Genomic DNA, 18,924 nt, shown 5'->3' on the forward strand with positions numbered 1-18,924 from the left:
CGGCAAGGTTCGGGTTACTTGAGACACCAGAAGTGGTAATCGCCGTCCCTGTGCACCGCTCCCGACACCTCCTTCTCGAAGCCCGGGAAGCGGTTGCCCCAGTCCTGCAGGGCCTGGATGTAGCGCAGCCACGGGCCGTCCAGCGCGCCCATGTTCTCGCCGGGCATGACGATGGGGATGCCCGGCGGATAGGGCATCACGCCGACGCCGGTGACCCGGTTGGCCGCCTGGTTCAGCGGCAGCAGTTCGGCGTCGCCGGCCTGCAGGGCCTGAAAGGCGGCGCGCGGCGTCATTTCGATGCGCGGCAACTGGCCGAAGGCCTGCGCCTGCAGCGCATCCATGCGGCTGGAGCGCATGTACTCGAACATCTCCCGGCTCAGATCGCGCAGCCCCATGCCGCCGTAACGCGCAGCGTGCTGTGCCACCAGATCGGGCAACACGCGCTCCAGGGGCTGGTTCTCGTCGTGATGGCGCTTGAAGGCCAGCATCACGTTGATCAGCGTGGCCCACTTGCCCTTGGTCACCCCGATGCTGAACAGGCACAGCACCATGAAGTCGGTGATGCGCGACGGCACGATGTTCTGCCGGTACAGGAACGCGCCGAGAATCGGCGCGGGTACGCCCTCGGCCTGCAACTCGCCGTCATTGCCCATGCCCGGCACCAGGATGCCGACCTTGATGGGGTCGAGCAGGCACCAGCCCGGCTTCAGGCCCGCAAAGCCATGCCACTCGGCGCCCGGCTCCAGCTCCCAACAGCTGGGCTCGCTGGCCAGCCACTCGCTGTCGGCATCGGCGAAGTCGACCAGCGTGCCGCTGCGGTCCCGCACCTGCGGGGCGTTCCAGGGTTCGAAGAACCAGTCGCCGCGGCTGGCGAACTCGCGATGGACGCGCGCCAGGGCCTGGCGGAAATCCACCGCCTCGCGAATCGCATCCTGCGTCAGCGTGTAGCCGCCTCGGCCATCCATCATGGCCGCGCCGATTTCATTGGAGGCGAACATCGCATAGAGCGGCGAGGTGCTGGCCTGGATCACGAAGGATTCGTTGAAGCGGCTGTGCTCGATCGGGTTGCGACCGTTGCGGACGTGGATGAACGAGGACTGCGACAGCGCCGCCAGCAGCTTGTGGGTGGAGTGGGTGGCGAACACCGTCGGCGCGTTGGCGGCATGCTCGAGCGGATCGCCGCGCATGGCGAAGCGCCCGCGGTACAGCGGATTGAACCGCGCATAGCCGTACCAGGCCTCGTCGAAGTGGATGCGGTCGCTGCTCTGCCCCAGCAGCGCCTCGGCGCGTTCGGCGTCCAGGCACATGCCGTCGTAGGTGCAGTTGGTCAGCACCGCGTAGACCGGCTTGTCGCCCCGCATCTGGCCGCGCAGGGGATGATGGTCGATGGCGTCGGCGATCCGCTGTGGATCGAACTGCTCCGGCAACAGCGGGCCGATGATGCCGAACCGGTTGCGGGTCGGCGTCATGTACACCGGCACGCCGCCGCACAGCACCAGGCCCTGCTCGATGGACTTGTGGCAGTTGCGGTCGCACAGGGCTATCTGGTTCTCGCCCACGCAGGCCATGAAGATCGCCCGGTTCGAGCCCGAGGTGCCGTTGAGCACCGCATAGCTGGCATGGGCGCCGAAGATGCGCGCCGCAAAGGCCTCGGAGGCGCCGACCGGGCCGCTGTGGTCGAGCACCGAGCCGAGGTTGCCACGCTCGATGCCACTGTCGGCGCGGAACAGGTTTTCGCCGAAGAAATCGAAGAACACCCGGCCGACCGGCGACTTGGTGAAGGCGATCCCGCCCTGGTGACCGGGCGCCGCCCAGGAGTGTTCGTCCTTGAGGGTGTAGCGGATCAGGGCATCGGTGAACGGCGGCAGCAGACGCTCCAGATAGCGCTCGATCGCAGCGAGCACCCGCCCGGCCACGAAGGGGGCGGTGTCTTCCAGCATCCAGAGGAATTCGTCGGCCAGCCCCATGGCCTCCACCGTGATGCTGCGCTTGGCGTCGCGGTCGGCCATCAGGAATACCGGCACCCGTTCGTGACGCTGGCGAATGGCATGCAGGAGTTCCAGCGCCTGGGCATGGCTGCGCTGATCGTTGCGGCCCAGCGTCCAGTCCACGCAGATGCAGTGCAGGGCGGCGTCGGACACCACCGCGGCCATGCCGTCCTCGTAGGAGGCGGCGCCGACCACGTCGGTGTTGCGGGAGTTGAATTCGCTGATCAGGTCCTGCAGTACCCGACCGCGGGCCCTGCTCGGGTGGCCCAGGTCGTCATCGACCAGCAGGACCCGCTTGCGCTGCTGGAAACTGGTGCGCCCAATCATGTGACGATCTCCCAGGAAAGGGGGAGCACCACTACGGCGACATCCTTGGCGACGATGCCCGCGCCGGGAATAACCCTACCATCAGTGCGGTATCAGGAAGCTGTGTGAGTTCCGACACGGGGATTCGCGCCGAAGTGCCCGACACGCCCGGGTTTCCGATAGCCGGCGATGCATACACTCAGCCAGGGCCCGCCAGCGCACTCTGCCGTGGAGCGCTGTCTATCGATGGGTTGACCATCTCGCCGCGGCGCCGCGCGCGGCAAGGAGTTCTCCATGCCGCCCTTCGCCTATTCCGACCAGGCTCGCGACCTGCTCGATGTGCTGATCCGCGCCGGTCTGATCGTGGTGCTGGTGTTGTTCTGCTTTCAGATCTTTCGCCCCTTTCTCAACCTCATGCTCTGGTCGCTGATCCTGGCGGTGACCCTGTATCCGCTGCATCGCTGGCTGCGCGAACGCCTGGGCGGCCATGACGGCGGGTCCGCCACGCTGCTGGTGCTGGTCGCCGTGGTGGTGTTGCTGGTGCCCCTCATCCTGCTGGGCACTTCCCTGGCGGAATCCGTGGAGAAGTCCCTGGACCTCATTCGCGCCAGCGATTTCCGCGTCCGCCCCCCCGCAGCGTCGGTGGCCAACTGGCCGCTGATCGGCCAGCCGCTGTACGACGCCTGGCTGCAGGCGTCCATCGACTTCAGCGGGGCCATGCAGCGCTTCGCGCCACAGATCAAGGCCGCCCTCCTGGTCGCCTTCGGCTCGCTCGCCGGCCTCGGGATCGGCCTGCTGATCTTCATCGTCGCGCTGATCATCGCCGGCATCTTCATGGCGTATGGCGAGCTGGGTAACCGCAGCGCGATAGACATCGCCTCGCGCATTTCCGGGCCGGAGAAAGGTCCGCAGATCGCCCGGCTATGCACCTCGACCATTCGTGCCGTGGCGATGGGCGTGGTGGGCATCGCCTTCATCCAGATGCTGCTGATCGGCGTCGCCCTGGTGATCAAGGGCGTTCCCGGCGCCGGCCTGCTGGCCCTGGCGGTCCTGCTGCTGGGCATCATGCAGTTGCCCGCCACGCTGATCACCGTCCCGGTCATCGTCTATGTGTTCAGCACGGAGGGCTTTGGCACCGTGCCGCTGGTGTTCGCCGTCTACCTGTTCATCGCCGGCCTGGCCGACAACGTGCTCAAGCCGCTGCTCCTCGGCCGGGGCGTCAACGTGCCCGTGCCGGTGGTGCTGATCGGCGCCCTGGGCGGGATGGTCACCAACGGAGTGATCGGCCTGTTCATCGGGCCGGTGGTGCTGGCCGTGGGTTACCAGTTGTTCTGGCAATGGGTCAGGGATCAACCGGCGCCCGGCGGGCCCGGACACTGAAGCGCCGCCGCGATGGCGCGCTATCCGTCGCTGCTGCTCGGCGCCCTTGCCCTGGGCGGCTGCATACGGGTGGGGCCGGACTTCCAGCCGCCGGGCGAAGCCTGGCTCGATCACTGGAACAGCCCGGCCATCGAGCTGGCCAGCCAGCAGCGGCCGGAACCGGATGTGTCCGCCTGGTGGCAGGTGTTCGGCGATCTGCTGCTCGACCGCCTGATCGCCGAAGCCGATATCCACAACGGCAGCCTGCGCATCGCCGGCCTGCGGGTCATGGAGGCGCGCGCGCAACTGGGCATCGCCAGCCGGGGACGTTATCCACAGGTTCTGCAGGCCAGCGCTGACAGCCTGTATGTGGATCAACGCCAGTCCGGGGGACGCAACCCGCAGGACAGCCAGTTCTGGCAGCACAGCCTGGGGGTGGACATCGGCTGGGAACTGGATTTCTGGGGCCGCTTCAGCCGCGCCATCGAGTCGGCCGACGCCAGCTACTTCGCCGCCCGGGCCAATTTCGAGGACGTGCGCGTGCTGTTGCGGGCGCAGGTTGCGGACACCTATTACCTGATGCGCACCACCGAGGCCCGCCTGCGCGTGGCTACGGAAAATGCCGCGCTGCAGAGGCGCAGCTTCGAAATCACCGAAAAGCTGTTTGCCAGCGGCCAGAGTGACGAACTCGACCTGCAGCAGGCCAAAACGCAGTACCTGGCCACGCTGAGCAGCATCCCCGAGCTGGAGGATCAGGCCCTGAGCACGCGCAATGCCCTGGCCGTGCTGGTGGGTCGGCCGCCTGGCCCGCTGGCGGAACTGGCCGAGCGCCAGGGGCTGATTCCGCTGGTCGATCAGGCGGTGCTGGACGACGTGCCGGCCAACCTGCTGCGCCGCCGGCCGGACATCCGCGCGGCGGAACTGAATGTCGCCGCCCAGTCCGCGCTGATCGGCGTGGCCCAGGCGGATCTCTACCCCTCGCTGAGCCTGCTGGGCAGCATCGTCTGGTCGACCAGCTCGCTGAGCGGCGCGCCCGATACCCTGGAGCGGGTCGGCGGCCCGAGCCTGCGCTGGAACCTGGATTTTGCCCGCACCCGCCATAACGTGCGCGTGCAGGACGCCCGCCTGCAGCAACTGATCGAATCCTACCGCGAGCGCGTCCGCCAGGCCGCGCGCGAGGCCGACGACGCCGCCCGCGGCCTGAGCAAGGCCCTGCAGCGCGAGCGCATCCTGGGGGAGGCGGCGCAATCGGCCGAACGCTCGCTGAGCCTGGCCAACGCCCAGTACCGCGAAGGCCTGGCCGATTTCCAGCGCGTGCTGGACGCCCAGCGGGCGCTGCTGGTGCAGCAGGACACCTACCTGCTGACCCGCTACAGCGCGGTCAGCAACCTGATTGCCCTGTACAAGGCCCTCGGTGGTGGCTGGTCCGGCACACAACCCTGGATCGACGCGGCCACCCGCGAGCAGATGCAACAACGCACCGACTGGGGCGATCTACTGGACGAGCCCGGCACAGGAGCGCCCCGATGAACGATCAACCCGCCGCGCCGGCGGCGGAACCGGAAAGCACGCCCAGCGCGCCGGTGGACAGGGGCATTCGCCGGGTGCTCTGGCTGATCGTCATCAGCCTGGTCTGGTACCTGCTGGCCGACCGCTTCACGCCCTATACCCAGCAGGCCCGCGTACAGGCCTTCGTCGTGCCGGTGGCCGCGGAGGTGGCCGGGCGGGTGGTGCGCGTGCCGGTGCGCAACAACCAGATGGTCGAGGCCGGCGACCTGCTCTTCGAGATCGATGCGGAGCAGTACCGGATCGCCGTGGCGCGGGCCCGCGCCGATCTGGAGTCGACCCGCCGGCAGATCGCCGCCAGCACAGCCGGCATCGACTCGGCGCTGGCCAAGCTGGAGGCGGCCCGGGCCAATGCGCTCAAGGCCCGGCAGGACCGCGAGCGCCTCGAACGCCTGTACCGGGACGACCCGGGCACCATCTCCCTGCGCCGTCTGGAAGTGTCGCGGGCCAGCCATGCCGAGGCCGGCAGCCAGGTGGCGATGGCCGAGGCCGAGGTGCAGCGTGCGCGCGAACAACAGGGCGGCAGCGAGGAGCAGAACGCCCTGCTGCGCAGCGCCGCCACCGCCCTGGAAAAGGCCGAGCTGGACCTGGCCAACACCCAGGTACGGGCCCGCACCGCCGGGCTGATCACCGACCTGCGCACCGACGTCGGCCAGTTCGCCGTGGCCGGCAATCCGGTGATGACCCTGATCACCCTGCAGGATGTCTGGATCCAGGCGGAGATGACCGAGAACAACCTGGGCCGGGTGGTGCCCGGCACGCCGGTGGGCATCGTGCTGGATGCCCTGCCCGGCCGGGTCTTCGCCGGCCGGGTACGCAGCGTTGGCTATGGCGTCAGTGTCGGTTCCAGTACCCCGCCGGGCAGCCTGCCGAGCGTGCAGAACAGTCGCGACTGGCTGCGCCCGGCCCAGCGCTTCCCGGTGATCGTCGAGATCGATCCTGGCGAGCTGACCAGCCTGCGGGGCATCCGCGTCGGCGGTCAGGCCGATGTCATGGCCTTTCCCAGCCGGGGCAATCCCCTCAACCTGCTCGGCCGCCTGTTCCTGCGCCTGATGAGCTGGCTGGCCTATGCCTACTGATCCCCGCGCCCGGCGGGCGCTGCGCCTGGCCTCCGGCACCGCGCTGTGCCTGGCGGCCAGCTTCGGCCTCGGCCTGCCCCTGCCCTTCATTGCCCCGCTGCTGGCCACCTTCCTGCTCGCCCGGCTCCACCAGCCGCTGCCGCTCAAGGCCTGCATGGGGCTGATCGTGCTGGTGGTCCTCACCACCAGCGGTGGGCTGCTGCTGATTCCGCTGCTGCAGCACACCCCGCTGACCGCCCTGCTGCTGGTGGCCGTGGCGCTGTTCCTGAGCTTTCGCCGCGGCTTGCGGGGCGAAGGCAGCGCCCTGGTGACCACCTTCCTGGTGATCGGGCTGACGATGATTTCCGCACTGGGCAGCCTCGAGTTCGCCCTGGCGCTGGCGGTGATCGGCGCCCTGGTCCAGGGCCTGCTGCTCGCCGTGCTGGCGCTATGGGTTGGCCACGCGCTGTTTCCCGAACCGCCCGGTGCAACGGCCGCGCCGGCGGCGCCACCGCTGTCCGAGGAGGCCGACTGGCTGGCCCTGCAGGCCACGCTGGTGGTGATGCCGGCCTACCTGCTGGCGCTGATCGACCCGTCCGCCTACCTGGCGATCATTCTCAAGGCGGTCAGCCTCGGCCAGCAGAGCAGCGGCACCCCGGTGCGCACGGCCATCCGGGAACTGCTCGGCTCGACATTGCTGGGCGGCCTGCTGGCCATCCTGTTCTGGTGGGCGCTGGGCCTGTTCGTGCACCTGTGGATGTTTTTCCTGTGGATGCTGCTGGTCGGCCTGCTGCTGGCGCGCAAGCTCCATGGCCTGCGGCCAAGTCGGCACAGCCCGGGGTTCTGGCTGAACACCCAGGTGACCATGCTCATCCTGCTCGGCCTGTCGGTGCAGGACAGCGCCAACGGGCAGGATGTCTACCATGCCTTCGCGGTGCGCATGAGCCTGTTCATTGCCATCAGCCTGTACGCCGGCCTGATGGTGCATCTGCTGGCCTCCTTGCGCCAGCGGCGGCGCGGGCGCGCCCTCGCAGGCTAGCCCGGCCGACCCTGATCGCTGCAGCGCTCAGTCCTGGAAGCGCTCGATATCGTTGACGATGGTGTCGATCACGCTCTTGAGCGTGTCCAGGGTCACCTGCTCCTCGCGGTTCTCGAGTTCCTGCCCATAGCCCTTGCGCACCACGCGCATCACCGGCTGACCGGTGGAAGCATCCAGCATTTCCGCCTCGACGAACAGCTCCGTCGTCCGGTCGCGGCTCCCCGCGGCCGTGGTGGTAGCCGCCACCACCAATGCGATGGGAATCACCTCATAGGCCTTGAGCCCTTCGGCCTTGGTGTCCACGCCGGTGACGGCCGCCCTCAATACCAGGGTCTGCGGACGCGGCGCCGCGTTGGGGTCGAGCAACTGGAAGCGACGACCGAAGGCCGCGGAGATCTGCTGCCGGGCATAGACCCGCAGCTCATCCAGGGTCTGGTTGCTGATCTGCTCGGAGGCGCTCGGCTTGGGGTAGAAATCGACCGAGCGGATCTGCAGGTACTTGTAGTTGCCCACCTTCACGCCTGGGGCGATCCAGCGCATCACCGGCTGGCCGGTGGCCGACACCGCCGGCTGCAGCTGCGAATAGTCGGAAAGGAACCCGGAGTACTGCTCCGGCTGGGTGACGTCTTTGGATGCACAGCCACCGAGCAGAAGGGCGGAAAACAGCAGCCCGGAGAGTGCGGTACTCGAACGTTTCATGGTGTCGCTCCTGCCTTGACGAGGGATTGATGGCGTCCAGCGAAACCACGCACCGGACGGTGGATGTGGCACCCTGCCCTGCGCGACCAGCCTCGTGCCTGCCAGCGCTCCTTCTTCCCGAATGGCCCCGACCTACCCGCCGCCCGCGCAGCTGCGCAATCGGCCATGACTGGCGTCGACGATCAACGCCGCCAGGGCGATCAGATTGGTCTGATGCGCATTCACCAGTGCCTCCATGTCGGCGCCGGCCGGCGTTTTCAGCACCGTATGGCACAGCGTCTCGGCGCTCGAATCCGCCGGCTTGAGCCGCCATTTCACGTCCAGCAGGGCGTACTCTCCAAACACCGAATCGAAGCGTTGCACGTCGACCCACAGCGCAGCCTTGGGTTGGGTAGGCGGGGAGCCCGGCGGTGGATTCAGCCGGTACTGCAATGCGCTGTGCATTTCGTCGACCAGTGGGGCGCCCCACCACTCGGTTTCGAGCACGGCCAGGCCACTGCGCCCCTGGCGAATGACGATTTGCGTACGGTCCACCTGGGCTGGCACCGTCACCTGCTGAATACGGATATCCAAGCCCGGTGCCTGCCCGTCGGCCGGCGCCACATAGGCAGGCACCAGCGTATGAAAGTTGACCGGCTCACTCGCGCAGCCCGTGAGGATCAGCACCAGAACGATGCCTAACGCCAGAGCCAGGCGACTCGTGAGGTTTGCGGGCTGCATCGACATGGGCTCACCCCCCTCAGGGTTCCGAGGATTTCGGGCGGCCCCGGATCAGCGATTCGGGATGCCGGCCCAGGTAGTCGGTCAACTCGCGCAGGGAGCGTGACATGCGCCGCAGCTCGGTGATGGCCTGGTTGAGTTGCTGGCGCTGCGGGGAGTCATCGGCCAGCGTACGATTGGCCGACTCCAGGGTTTGTTGCAGCTCTTCCAGGGTGGTCTGCAGGCCCGGCAGGGTCTGCCGATTGAAGAAGCGCAGCCCTTGCCGCAGCTCGTTCAGGTTCCCATCCAGATTGGTGACGATGCTTTCGAGCGGGAGCTGGCTCAGCTTGTCGACCAGGCGCTGGAAGCGCTCCTGAACACGCTCCAGATCACCTGGCACCGTGGGAATGCGAATCGGCCGTTCCGACAGATCAACGGCAACCGCGGGCTCGTCCGGATAGAAGTCCAGGGAGATGTACAGCTGGCCGGTCAGCAGGTTGCCGCTGCGGGCCTGTGCGCGCAGGCCATGCTCCACGAAATTGCCGATGAGCCGCGCCGTGGCCATCTCGTCGTCGGGGGAGTGCTTGAGCGCCTTGAGCATCTTGGCATGGGCCGGCCCGAGGCGATCCGGATAGACCACCGCGTCGACCATGACCGGGAACGACTGCTTCTGCTCATCGAAGTCCAGCTTCACCGCCACGACCTTGCCGAACTCGACGCCCATGAACTCGACCGGCGCGTCGACCGCCAGCCCGCGCAACGCTTGATCGAACCGCAAGCGAATGAATTTCGCCTGGCCAGTGGGCGGTGCCAGTGCGCTCTGCTCATCGGCAAACAGCTCGAAACGTTGCCCCTGGGCAGCGGGCGGCCCGTCGGCGGCGTACTCCGGGGAACGGAAGGCCAATCCGCCGGCCAGCATCGCGGCCAGCGACGCGGTATCGACCCGGATGCCCTTGGCGTCCAGGGTCACATCGATGCCGCTGGCATTCCAGAAACGGGAGTTTTGCGTGACATACGCGTCGTGGGGGGCGCGAATGAAGATCTCGATGGTGACGCTTCCGCCATCGGCGTCCAGGGCATAGGAAATCACCTGGCCCACCGGGATCCGGCGATAGTAAATAGGGGAGCCAATGTCCAGCGAACCAAGGTCCGGCGCCGAGAGGAGGAAGCGCTTGCCCTCCTCGCCGTAGGTGATGGGCGGCGGGGATTCCAGCCCGGTGAAATGTTCGGCGCGCCGCGCGGACTGGCCGGCGTCGGCGCCGATGAAGCTGCCCGATAACAGCGTATCCAGCCCGGTGACGCCGCCGGCTCCGATGCGCGGACGCACCACCCAGAACTGGGAATCCTCGCTGGCGAAGGACTCCGCTTCCTTGGACAGGCGCACCGTGGCCTTCACGCTTTTCTTGTCCTCGGCCAGCTTGATCGAGGTCACCTGGCCGATGACCAGGTTGCGGTACCTGACCTCCGTCTTGTTGGCCACCAGGCCTTCCCCGGTCCTGAAGGTGATCGTGAGCGTCGGACCTTCCTGCATCCAGTTGCGCACCACCAGCGAGGCGCCCACCAGCAGGGCCACGATCGGCACGATCCACACCAGCGACACGTTCCAGCGCCGGGTCTTGATGGGAGCCGGTTGCGGCGGCGTCTGCTGCATCAGCCGTCCCTCCGGGGTGTCGCGCCGTCCCAGATCAGACGGGGATCGAAACTCATGGCCGAGAGCATGGTGAACACCACCACCAGGCCGAAGAACAGGATGCCCGGGCGGGGTTCGATGGTGCCCAGCTCCTGCATCTGCACCAGCGCGGCGACCAGCGCCACGACCAGCACATCCAGCATCGACCAGTAGCCGATCACTTCAATGAAGCGATAGAGCTGCGCGCGCTGGCGCAGTGCCCAGTCGCTGTGTCGCTGCGTGGTGATCAGCAGCAGGGACAGGCCCAGGAACTTGATGCAGGGGACGCCGACGCTGGCGATGAAGATGATCAGTGCGATATCCCAGGCACCGCCCTTCCAGAACTCCACGACGCCGCCAATGATGGTGCTGCCGCCACTGCTGCCAAACATGCTGGTGTGCATGACCGGCACCACATTGGCGGGTATGTAGAGCACCAGCGCCGCGAGCAGGTAGGCCCAGCTGCGGGCAATCGCATCGCTCTTGCGCCAGTGCAGCGGTGCGCCACAGCGGACGCAGCGCTGCGGATTCCCCTGCATGTCGCAGGCCAGGCCGCAGCCGTGACACAGGCACAGGTTCAGGGTGATGGCCAGCGGTGGCTCGTTCATAACCGGTCCCAGAGGTCGCGCACATCGCGCCCGGCGATGTAGATCAGCACCACGCTCAGGGCGGCCAGCGCGATCAGCCCCGCGCCGGGTATCACATCAAGCATGCCGGCCAGCTTGATCACCGCCACCAGCGCGCCGAGCAGGCACACTTCGAGCATGTTCCACGGCCGCAGGCTCTCCAGCCCGCGCATGCACAGCGCGAACGCCGGCGAGCGCCGCCGAAGCATGGCGAACGCCAACACCCAGATCAGCAACAGCACCTGCAGGACGGGCGCGATGATGATGGTCAGTGCGGCTACCAGCGCGATGAAGGTGATGGAGCCCTGACTGAGGATCTGTACCGAGTCCCACAGCGTCGCGGAGTTGCTCACGCCCTGCAGCCTGATGCTCATCACGGGATAGAAGTGGGCGTAGACCATCAGGATCGCGGCCGTCACGCTCAGGGCCAGGCGCTGCTGTACGGTAAGGCCGACATGCCGCTGCAGAACGCCCCCGCAACGCACGCAGACCGAGCGCTGGTGGCGCGCCAGAGACGTCTTGCGATAGACCGCATCGCAGTACTCGCAAACGATCAGCTCGCTGGTTTTCGTCATGGCGCATGCAACCTGGCCAAGCTCATCCACCCAATGCGACCACCGTCAAAGCCATGGACGGGCAGCCGCGCCTCTGCGGGTCGCTCGCTTCCAGTCCTGACCGGATTAGCGAAGCAGGCTCAGCTGTAGAGCGGACGATGCGCGAATTAGTTCAGGCATATGCCGGGGTGACGAGGCGAGCTGGCGAGGCGGCCGATACGAAAAAAAGAAGCCGCAGATGCGGCTTCTTTTTTAAGCAGTGCAGCAATAACAGACCGACCAGACCAAGTGGTCGGACAGGTACGAATTACTCCACGGTCACCGACTTGGCCAGGTTGCGCGGCTGGTCGACGTCGGTGCCGCGCAGCACGGCAACGTAGTAGGACAGCAACTGCAGCGGCAGGGTGTAGTAGATCGGCGCCAACACCTCGTGCACATGCGACATGGGAATGACCTGCACGCCATCTTCCTTGTCCATGCCGGCCTGTTCGTCGGCGAAGACGATCAGTTGGCCGCCACGGGCGCGCACTTCCTGCAGGTTGGACTTGAGCTTTTCCAGCAGTTCGTCGTTGGGCGCCACGGTGACCACCGGCATGTCGCTGTCCACCAGGGCCAGCGGGCCGTGCTTGAGCTCGCCGGCCGGGTAGGCTTCGGCGTGGATGTAGGAGATTTCCTTGAGCTTGAGCGCCCCTTCCATGGCCACCGGATACTGGACGCCACGGCCGAGGAACAGGGTGTGGTGCTTCTCTGCAAAAAGTTCCGCGACCTTTTCCACAGCCTTTTCCATGCCCAGCACTTCGCCGAGGCGGCTGGGCAGGCGACGCAGCTCGCCGACCAGCTCGGCCTCCAGGCCTGCAGCCAGGCGCTGCTGGCTGCGGCCCAGGGCCAGGGTGAGCAGCAGCAGGCCGACCAGCTGGGTGGTGAAGGCCTTGGTGGACGCCACGCCGATTTCCGGGCCGGCGTTGGTCAGCAGGCACAGGTCGGATTCGCGGACCAGCGAGCTGGTGGCCACGTTGCAGATGGTCAGGCTGGCCAGGTAGCCGGCGCCCTTGGCATTGCGCAGGGCGGCCAGGGTGTCGGCGGTTTCGCCGGACTGGGAGATGGTCACGAACAGCGTGTCGGGCTGCACCGCGACCTTGCGGTAGCGGAACTCGCTGGCCACTTCCACCTGGCAGGGAATGCCGGTCAGGCCTTCCAGCCAGTAGCGCGCCACCATGCCGGCGTGGAAGCTGGTGCCGCAGGCGATGATCTGCACGTTGCGCACCTTGGCGAACAGCTCGGCGGCCTGCGGGCCGAAGGCCTGCACCAGCACCTGATCGTCGGCCAGACGGCCTTCCAGGGTGCGCTGCACCACCTTGGGCTGCTCGTGGATCTCCTTGAGCATGAAGTGGCGGTATTCGCCCTTGTCCGCGGCCTCGGCACCTTCCTGCAGTTGCAGGGTTTCGCGCTGTACCTCGCGGCCTTCGATGTCCCAGATGCGCACGCTGTCGCGGCGGATCTCGGCGATGTCGCCCTCTTCCAGGTAGAGGAAGCGGTCGGTCACCTGGCGCAGGGCCAACTGGTCGGAGGCCAGGAAGTTCTCGCCCAGGCCCAGGCCCACCACCAGCGGGCTGCCGCTGCGTGCGGCGAGGAGACGGTCCGGCTGGCTGGCGGCGACCACCGCCAGGCCATAGGCGCCATGCAGTTCCTGCACGGCGGCCTTGAGGGCCGCGGCCAGGTCGCCCATCTCGTGCAGCTTGTAGTGCAGCAGGTGGACGATGACCTCTGTGTCGGTGTCCGAGGTGAACAGGTAGCCCAGGCCTTTCAGCTGCTCGCGCAGCGCCTGGTGGTTCTCGATGATGCCGTTGTGCACCACGGCAATCTCGTTGCTGGAGAAGTGCGGGTGGGCGTTGCGCTCGCAGGGTGCGCCATGGGTGGCCCAGCGGGTGTGGGCGATACCGATGCGCCCGGCCAGGGGCTCCTGCTGCTGGGCCTGTTCCAGCTCGGCGACCTTGCCGGAGCGGCGCAGGCGCATCAGCTGGCCATCGCTGTCGATGACGGCGATGCCGGCGCTGTCATAGCCGCGGTATTCCAGGCGCTTGAGGCCTTCGAGCAGGATCGGCGTGATGTTGCGTTCGGCGACGGCGCCTACGATGCCACACATGGTTGTTTCTCCTTAGGGGTGCTCGGCCATGGCGGTACAGATGAGCCTCACGCCATGGGCCTCGATGCGTCTGCGCGCGTCGTCTTCGAGGCGCGTATCGGTGATCAGGGTATGGATCTGCGCCCAGGGCAGCTCCAGGTTGGGAATGCGCCGGCCGATCTTGTCGCTCTCCACCAGCACGATGACTTCACGGGCCACCTCGGCCATCACCCGCGACAGGCCGAGCAGTTCGTTGAAGGTGGTGGTGCCACGCTCCAGGTCGATGCCGTCGGCACCGATGAACAGCTGGTCGAAATCGTAGGAACGCAGCACTTGCTCGGCCACCTGACCCTGGAAGGATTCCGAGTTCGGGTCCCAGGTGCCGCCGGTCATCAGCAGCGCCGGCTCATGCTCCAGCTCGCGCAGCGCGTTGGCCACGTTCAACGAGTTGGTCATCACCACCAGACCGGGCTTGCGGCCCAGCTGCGGAATCATCGCGGCGGTGGTGCTGCCGCTGTCGATGATCACCCGCGCATGCTCGCGAATCAGCCCCACCGCAGCGCGGGCGATGGCCTGCTTCCAGGGGGAAGCGGTCTGTGCCTGCTCCTCGGCAATCAGTTCCTGGGGCATCGGCACGGCGCCGCCATAGCGACGCAGCAGCAGCCCGTTCTTTTCCAGCGCCGCCAGGTCCTTGCGGATGGTGACTTCGGAGGTGGAAAAACGCTTGGCCAAGGCGTCGACACCCACCTCACCCTGCTCGGCGAGCAGGCTGAGAATGGCGTGGCGACGCTGCAAGGTGTTGCGTTTGGGAAGCGACATGTTTCGATCCGAAACTTTCAGGGCGCGAATCAAAACATAGCAGCGGGCGCAGCGGCAAGCGAAAGCTGATCGCTAGCGCGCTTTCCGTGGGAGCGGACTGGCCTCAGGGCTTGTTCTTCACCGGACGCTTCCAGCCTTCGATGTTGCGCTGCTTGCCGCGCCCGACCGCCAGGCTGTCGGCCGGCACGTCCTGGGTGATGGTCGAACCGGCACCGGTGGTCGAGCCGGCGCCCAGGTTGAGCGGCGCCACCAGCGAGCTGTTGGAGCCGATGAACACGTCCTCGCCCATCACCGTGCGGTGCTTGTTGGCGCCGTCGTAGTTGCAGGTGATGGTGCCCGCGCCGATGTTGGTGCGCGCACCGATCTCGGCATCGCCCAGGTAGCTCAGGTGACCGGCCTTGGCGCCCTCGCCGAGCACCGCGTTCTTCAGCTCGACGAAGTTGCCGACGTGGGCCTTCTTGCCCAGCACGGCGCCCGGGCGCAGGCGGGCGAACGGACCACAGTCGGCGCCCTCGCCGACTTGCGCGCCTTCCAGGTGCGAATTGGCCTTGATGATGGCGCCGGCGCGCAGCACGGAATCCTTGATCACGCAGTTCGGGCCGATCTGCACGTTGTCCTCGATGATGACCTTGCCTTCGAGGATCACGTTGACGTCGATCAGCACGTCGCGACCCACACTGGCCTCGCCGCGCAGGTCGAAACGCGCCGGATCGATCAGCGTCACGCCCTGGGCCATCAGCCGGCGCGCGGCACGGCCCTGGTAGTGGCGCTCCAGCTGGGCGAGCTGGATGCGGTCGTTGGCGCCCAGTACTTCCATCTCGTCGGCGGCTTGTACGGTGGCGATGCGCAGGCCGTCGGCCACGGCCATGGCAATCACGTCGGTCAGGTAGTACTCGCCCTGGGCGTTGCTGTTGGACAGCCGCCCCAGCCAGTCGCCCAGGCAGTGGCCAGGTACGGCGAGGATGCCGGTGTTGCCTTCGCGGATGGCGCGCTGCGCCTCGCTGGCATCCTTGTGTTCGACGATCGCCTGCACTTCGCCGTGCCCGTCACGCAGGATGCGACCATAGCCGGTGGGATCGGCCAGTTCGACGGTAAGCAGGCCGAGCTGACGCGCGTTCACCTGCTCCAGCAGGCGCTGCAGCGTAGCGGGTTCGATCAGCGGCACATCGCCGTAGAGGATCAGCACACGCTCGGCGCTCAGATGCGGCTGCGCCTGGGCCACAGCGTGGCCGGTGCCCAGTTGCTGCTCCTGCACCACGAAGGACAGGTCATCGGCCGCCAGGCGCTCGCGCACCTTCTCGGCACCATGGCCGATCACCACCTGGATGCTTTGCGGCGCAAGTTGGCGGGCGGTGTCGATGACGTGGCCGAGCATGGGCTTGCCGGCGACCGGATGGAGGACCTTGGGCAGGGCCGAACGCATGCGGGTACCCTGGCCGGCAGCGAGAATGACGATATCGAGCGACATGGAAAGATCCTGAACGGGGCGCCGGCGAACGCCGTGCGCGCTGGGCTTCATGCAGGGCCGTACGGCCCTTCCAAAATGAAAAAAGGGTAGCCGAAGCTACCCTTTCTCGTCTTGCGGAAAATACGGCGTGGCGATCAGCCGCGGCCGTACTTCTTGCGCATCGCCTCGATGGTCCGCAGCTGGGCAGCGGCCTCGGCCAGGCGAGCGGCGGCCGAACCGTAATCGAACTCGGCGCCCTTCTCGTTGAGGGCCTTCTCGGCGGCCTTGATGGCCTCCTGGGCGGCAGCCTCGTCGAGGTCCTTGGCGCGAGTGGCGGTATCGGCAAGCACCTTCACCATGTTCGGCTGCACTTCGATGAAGCCGCCGGAGATGTAGAAGATTTCTTCCTCACCGCCCTGCTTGATCACGCGCACCGGGCCGGGCTTGAGGTCGCTGAGCAGGGGCGCGTGGTTGGGCAGGATACCCAGGTCGCCGAGGTGACCATGGGCAACGACCATTTCCACCAGCCCGGAGAACAGCTGCTCTTCTGCACTGACGATGTCGCAATGGACTGTCATAGCCATACAAATGCCTCGGTAGTCAGGTCAGGCGGGGTTGCCCCCGCCCTGGTACGGCGCCCGTTGCCGGGCGCGACCCATTACAGTTTCTTGGCTTTCTCGATGGCTTCGTCGATGGTGCCAACCATGTAGAACGCCTGCTCCGGCAGGTGATCGTAGTCACCAGCCAGGATGCCAGCGAAACCACGGATGGTTTCCTTCAGCGGAACGTACTTGCCGGGGGCACCGGTGAACACTTCGGCCACGTGGAACGGCTGGGACAGGAAGCGCTGGATCTTACGAGCGCGGGCCACCAGCTGCTTGTCGGTCTCGGACAGTTCGTCCATACCCAGGATGGCGATGATGTCCTTCAGTTCCTTGTAGCGCTGCAGCACGTACTGCACGCCACGCGCGGTCTCGTAGTGCTCCTGGCCAACCACCAGCGGGTCCAGCGAACGGCTGGTGGAGTCCAGCGGGTCCACGGCCGGGTAGATACCCAGGGAGGCGATGTCACGGGACAGTACGACGGTGGCGTCGAGGTGGGCGAAGGTGGTCGCCGGGCTCGGGTCGGTCAGGTCGTCCGCGGGAACGTAAACGGCCTGCACGGAGGTGATCGAACCGATCTTGGTGGAGGTGATGCGCTCTTGCAGAACGCCCATTTCCTCGGCCAGGGTCGGCTGGTAACCCACTGCGGACGGCATACGACCCAGCAGCGCGGACACTTCGGTACCGGCCAGGGTGTAACGGTAGATGTTGTCGACGAACAGCAGAACGTCACGGCCTTCGTCACGGAACTTCTCGGCCATGGTCAGGCCGGTCAGGGCGACGCGCAGACGGTTTCCCGGCGGCTCGTTCATCTGGCCGTACACCATCGCCACCTTGTCGAGGACGTTGGAGTCCTTCATTTCGTGGTAGAAGTCGTTCCCTTCACGGGTACGCTCGCCCACGCCGGCGAACACGGACAGACCGCTGTGCGCCTTGGCGATGTTGTTGATCAGTTCCATCATGTTCACGGTCTTGCCGACGCCGGCGCCACCGAACAGACCGACCTTACCGCCCTTGGCGAACGGGCAGACCAGGTCGATAACCTTGATGCCGGTTTCCAGCAGCTCGTTGCCGCCCGCCTGATCGGCGTAGCTCGGCGCGGCGCGGTGGATGCCCCAATGCTCGTCGGTGGCGATCGGACCGGCTTCGTCGATCGGCTCGCCCAGCACGTTCATGATACGGCCCAGGGTACCTGCGCCGACCGGAACGGCGATGGCGGCGCCGGTGTTGGTCACGTCCAGGCCACGCTTGAGGCCTTCGGTGGAACCCATGGCGATGGAACGGACGATGCCGTCGCCCAGCTGCTGCTGGACTTCCAGGGTGGTTGCCGCGCCTTGAACTTTCAGCGCGTCATAGACGTTCGGCACCTGATCGCGCGGAAATTCCACGTCGATGACGGCGCCGATGATTTGAACGATACGTCCACTACTCATGTTTGGTTCCTCTGAATATTTGAACCGTTCTTAAACCGCGGCAGCGCCGCCGACGATTTCCGAAATCTCTTGAGTGATCGCAGCCTGACGGGCCTTGTTGTAGACCAGTTGCAGTTCGCTGATGAGCTCACCGGCGTTGTCGGTGGCGCTCTTCATGGCGATCATCCGCGCAGCCTGCTCGGCAGCACCGTTCTCGACCACACCCTGATAGACCTGGGACTCGATGAAACGAACCAGCAGGGCATCCAGCAACTGCTGGGCATCCGGCTCGTAGAGGTAGTCCCACAGACCCTTGCGCGGGGTCTCGCCGGCGTCCAGCGATGCCAGGGGCAGCAGCTGGTCGATGTTCGGCTTCTGGGTCATGGTGTTGATGAACTTGTTCGACACCAGGTACAGACGGTCGATACGGCCGGCGTGGAAGGCGTCCAGCATGACCTTGACGTTGCCGATCAGGTCATTGATCGACGGGGCTTCGCCCAGGTTGCCGATCGCCGCGACCACGTTGCCGCCGAAGCTGCGGAAGAAGCTTGCGCCCTTGTTGCCGATCACGCACAGGTCGGCCTCGACCTTCTGGTCGTGCCATTCCTTCATGTGTTTGATCAGGGCCTTGAACAGGTTGATGTTCAGGCCGCCGCACAGACCACGGTCGGTGGAGACGACGATGTAGCCGACTCGCTTGACCGGGCGCTCCACCATGAACGGATGACGGTATTCCGGATTGGCGTCGGCCAGGTGACCGATCACTTCACGGATCCGCTCCGCATAGGGGCGGCTGGCAGCCATGCGCATTTGTGCCTTGCGCATCTTGCTGACCGCCACCTTTTCCATGGCGCTGGTGATCTTCTGCGTGCTTTTGATGCTCGCAATCTTGCTGCGAATCTCTTTTGCGCCTGCCATTTCACACCTTTCGGGTTAGCAGGCGGGAGCCTTGCGGCTCC

The 18,924-nt window shown here is 66.4% G+C and carries 16 protein-coding genes; 4 read left to right on the forward strand and 12 right to left on the reverse strand.

Annotated elements, in window-relative coordinates; genetic code table 11:
- Nucleotides 1–14 precede the first annotated feature (14 nt).
- Nucleotides 15–2,315, reverse strand: coding sequence for an Orn/Lys/Arg family decarboxylase (locus PT85_RS14490; protein WP_039607087.1), 2,301 nt, complete (start codon nucleotides 2,313–2,315; stop codon nucleotides 15–17).
- 273 nt (nucleotides 2,316–2,588) lie between these two features.
- On the opposite strand from PT85_RS14490, the gene PT85_RS14495 reads away from it, so the two are divergent.
- Genes PT85_RS14495 through PT85_RS14510 form a run of 4 tightly spaced genes read left to right on the forward strand, consistent with a single transcriptional unit; the run spans nucleotide 2,589 to nucleotide 7,316 of the window.
- Nucleotides 2,589–3,674 (forward strand): AI-2E family transporter, encoded by a 1,086-nt coding sequence (locus tag PT85_RS14495; RefSeq protein ID WP_039607088.1) that lies wholly within the window; start codon nucleotides 2,589–2,591, stop codon nucleotides 3,672–3,674.
- A 12-nt stretch (nucleotides 3,675–3,686) separates the two neighbouring features.
- Nucleotides 3,687–5,183: an efflux transporter outer membrane subunit gene (locus tag PT85_RS14500; RefSeq protein WP_039607089.1), complete on the forward strand. Its 1,497-nt coding sequence runs from the start codon at nucleotides 3,687–3,689 to the stop codon at nucleotides 5,181–5,183.
- Nucleotides 5,180–6,298 carry an HlyD family secretion protein gene (locus PT85_RS14505; RefSeq protein WP_039607090.1) on the forward strand — a complete coding sequence of 373 codons (1,119 nt, stop codon included), beginning with the start codon at nucleotides 5,180–5,182 and terminating at the stop codon, nucleotides 6,296–6,298. Before PT85_RS14500 ends, PT85_RS14505 begins: the two co-directional genes overlap by 4 nt.
- The gene (locus PT85_RS14510) at nucleotides 6,288–7,316 is read left to right on the forward strand and encodes a DUF2955 domain-containing protein (protein ID WP_039607091.1); all 1,029 of its coding nucleotides are present in this window, start codon (nucleotides 6,288–6,290) and stop codon (nucleotides 7,314–7,316) included. Before PT85_RS14505 ends, PT85_RS14510 begins: the two co-directional genes overlap by 11 nt.
- A gap of 27 nt (nucleotides 7,317–7,343) precedes the next feature.
- Here the strand turns inward: PT85_RS14510 and PT85_RS14515 are convergent, their stop codons facing one another.
- From PT85_RS14515 to atpG, 11 genes are all read right to left on the reverse strand, one after another.
- Entirely contained in the window at nucleotides 7,344–8,015 is a 672-nt protein-coding gene (locus PT85_RS14515) for a DUF3313 domain-containing protein (RefSeq protein ID WP_027588906.1), read from the reverse strand.
- A gap of 132 nt (nucleotides 8,016–8,147) precedes the next feature.
- The gene (locus tag PT85_RS14520; RefSeq protein ID WP_407681103.1) at nucleotides 8,148–8,741 is read right to left on the reverse strand and encodes a PqiC family protein; all 594 of its coding nucleotides are present in this window, start codon (nucleotides 8,739–8,741) and stop codon (nucleotides 8,148–8,150) included.
- 13 nt (nucleotides 8,742–8,754) lie between these two features.
- Entirely contained in the window at nucleotides 8,755–10,365 is a 1,611-nt protein-coding gene (locus PT85_RS14525) for a PqiB family protein (RefSeq protein ID WP_037008354.1), read from the reverse strand.
- On the reverse strand, nucleotides 10,365–10,991 hold the full coding sequence (locus PT85_RS14530; protein WP_037008355.1) for a paraquat-inducible protein A: 627 nt from the start codon (nucleotides 10,989–10,991) through the stop codon (nucleotides 10,365–10,367). The genes PT85_RS14525 and PT85_RS14530 overlap by 1 nt, the downstream gene beginning before the upstream one ends.
- The gene (locus PT85_RS14535; RefSeq protein WP_027588909.1) at nucleotides 10,988–11,584 is read right to left on the reverse strand and encodes a paraquat-inducible protein A; all 597 of its coding nucleotides are present in this window, start codon (nucleotides 11,582–11,584) and stop codon (nucleotides 10,988–10,990) included. The genes PT85_RS14530 and PT85_RS14535 overlap by 4 nt, the downstream gene beginning before the upstream one ends.
- A 286-nt stretch (nucleotides 11,585–11,870) precedes the next feature.
- A complete protein-coding gene (gene glmS / locus PT85_RS14540; protein ID WP_039607092.1) occupies nucleotides 11,871–13,706 on the reverse strand; it encodes a glutamine--fructose-6-phosphate transaminase (isomerizing) in 1,836 nt (611 codons plus the stop codon).
- A gap of 12 nt (nucleotides 13,707–13,718) precedes the next feature.
- Nucleotides 13,719–14,504, reverse strand: a complete 786-nt coding sequence (locus PT85_RS14545; RefSeq protein WP_037008356.1) for a DeoR/GlpR family DNA-binding transcription regulator — start codon at nucleotides 14,502–14,504, stop codon at nucleotides 13,719–13,721.
- A gap of 103 nt (nucleotides 14,505–14,607) precedes the next feature.
- Nucleotides 14,608–15,972, reverse strand: a complete 1,365-nt coding sequence (glmU, locus tag PT85_RS14550; RefSeq protein WP_039607093.1) for a bifunctional UDP-N-acetylglucosamine diphosphorylase/glucosamine-1-phosphate N-acetyltransferase GlmU — start codon at nucleotides 15,970–15,972, stop codon at nucleotides 14,608–14,610.
- Nucleotides 15,973–16,106: 134 nt separating this feature from the next.
- Nucleotides 16,107–16,535 (reverse strand): F0F1 ATP synthase subunit epsilon, encoded by a 429-nt coding sequence (locus PT85_RS14555; RefSeq protein ID WP_027588913.1) that lies wholly within the window; start codon nucleotides 16,533–16,535, stop codon nucleotides 16,107–16,109.
- A gap of 74 nt (nucleotides 16,536–16,609) precedes the next feature.
- A complete protein-coding gene (gene atpD / locus PT85_RS14560; protein ID WP_027588914.1) occupies nucleotides 16,610–17,986 on the reverse strand; it encodes a F0F1 ATP synthase subunit beta in 1,377 nt (458 codons plus the stop codon).
- 30 nt (nucleotides 17,987–18,016) lie between these two features.
- A complete protein-coding gene (atpG, locus tag PT85_RS14565; protein ID WP_027588915.1) occupies nucleotides 18,017–18,883 on the reverse strand; it encodes a F0F1 ATP synthase subunit gamma in 867 nt (288 codons plus the stop codon).
- Nucleotides 18,884–18,924 lie beyond the last annotated feature (41 nt).

This window comes from Pseudomonas flexibilis (assembly GCF_000806415.1).
GTDB classification, from domain to species: domain Bacteria; phylum Pseudomonadota; class Gammaproteobacteria; order Pseudomonadales; family Pseudomonadaceae; genus Serpens; species Serpens flexibilis.

Coding starts and splice junctions, on each gene's coding strand:
- PT85_RS14490 (WP_039607087.1), bottom strand. CDS start 2,315: ATGATTGGGCGCACCAGTTTCCAGCAGCGCAAGCGGGTCCTGCTGGTC.
- PT85_RS14495 (WP_039607088.1), top strand. CDS start 2,589: ATGCCGCCCTTCGCCTATTCCGACCAGGCTCGCGACCTGCTCGATGTG.
- PT85_RS14500 (WP_039607089.1), top strand. CDS start 3,687: ATGGCGCGCTATCCGTCGCTGCTGCTCGGCGCCCTTGCCCTGGGCGGC.
- PT85_RS14505 (WP_039607090.1), top strand. CDS start 5,180: ATGAACGATCAACCCGCCGCGCCGGCGGCGGAACCGGAAAGCACGCCC.
- PT85_RS14510 (WP_039607091.1), top strand. CDS start 6,288: ATGCCTACTGATCCCCGCGCCCGGCGGGCGCTGCGCCTGGCCTCCGGC.
- PT85_RS14515 (WP_027588906.1), bottom strand. CDS start 8,015: ATGAAACGTTCGAGTACCGCACTCTCCGGGCTGCTGTTTTCCGCCCTT.
- PT85_RS14520 (WP_407681103.1), bottom strand. CDS start 8,741: ATGTCGATGCAGCCCGCAAACCTCACGAGTCGCCTGGCTCTGGCGTTA.
- PT85_RS14525 (WP_037008354.1), bottom strand. CDS start 10,365: ATGCAGCAGACGCCGCCGCAACCGGCTCCCATCAAGACCCGGCGCTGG.
- PT85_RS14530 (WP_037008355.1), bottom strand. CDS start 10,991: ATGAACGAGCCACCGCTGGCCATCACCCTGAACCTGTGCCTGTGTCAC.
- PT85_RS14535 (WP_027588909.1), bottom strand. CDS start 11,584: ATGACGAAAACCAGCGAGCTGATCGTTTGCGAGTACTGCGATGCGGTC.
- glmS (WP_039607092.1), bottom strand. CDS start 13,706: ATGTGTGGCATCGTAGGCGCCGTCGCCGAACGCAACATCACGCCGATC.
- PT85_RS14545 (WP_037008356.1), bottom strand. CDS start 14,504: ATGTCGCTTCCCAAACGCAACACCTTGCAGCGTCGCCACGCCATTCTC.
- glmU (WP_039607093.1), bottom strand. CDS start 15,972: ATGTCGCTCGATATCGTCATTCTCGCTGCCGGCCAGGGTACCCGCATG.
- PT85_RS14555 (WP_027588913.1), bottom strand. CDS start 16,535: ATGGCTATGACAGTCCATTGCGACATCGTCAGTGCAGAAGAGCAGCTG.
- atpD (WP_027588914.1), bottom strand. CDS start 17,986: ATGAGTAGTGGACGTATCGTTCAAATCATCGGCGCCGTCATCGACGTG.
- atpG (WP_027588915.1), bottom strand. CDS start 18,883: ATGGCAGGCGCAAAAGAGATTCGCAGCAAGATTGCGAGCATCAAAAGC.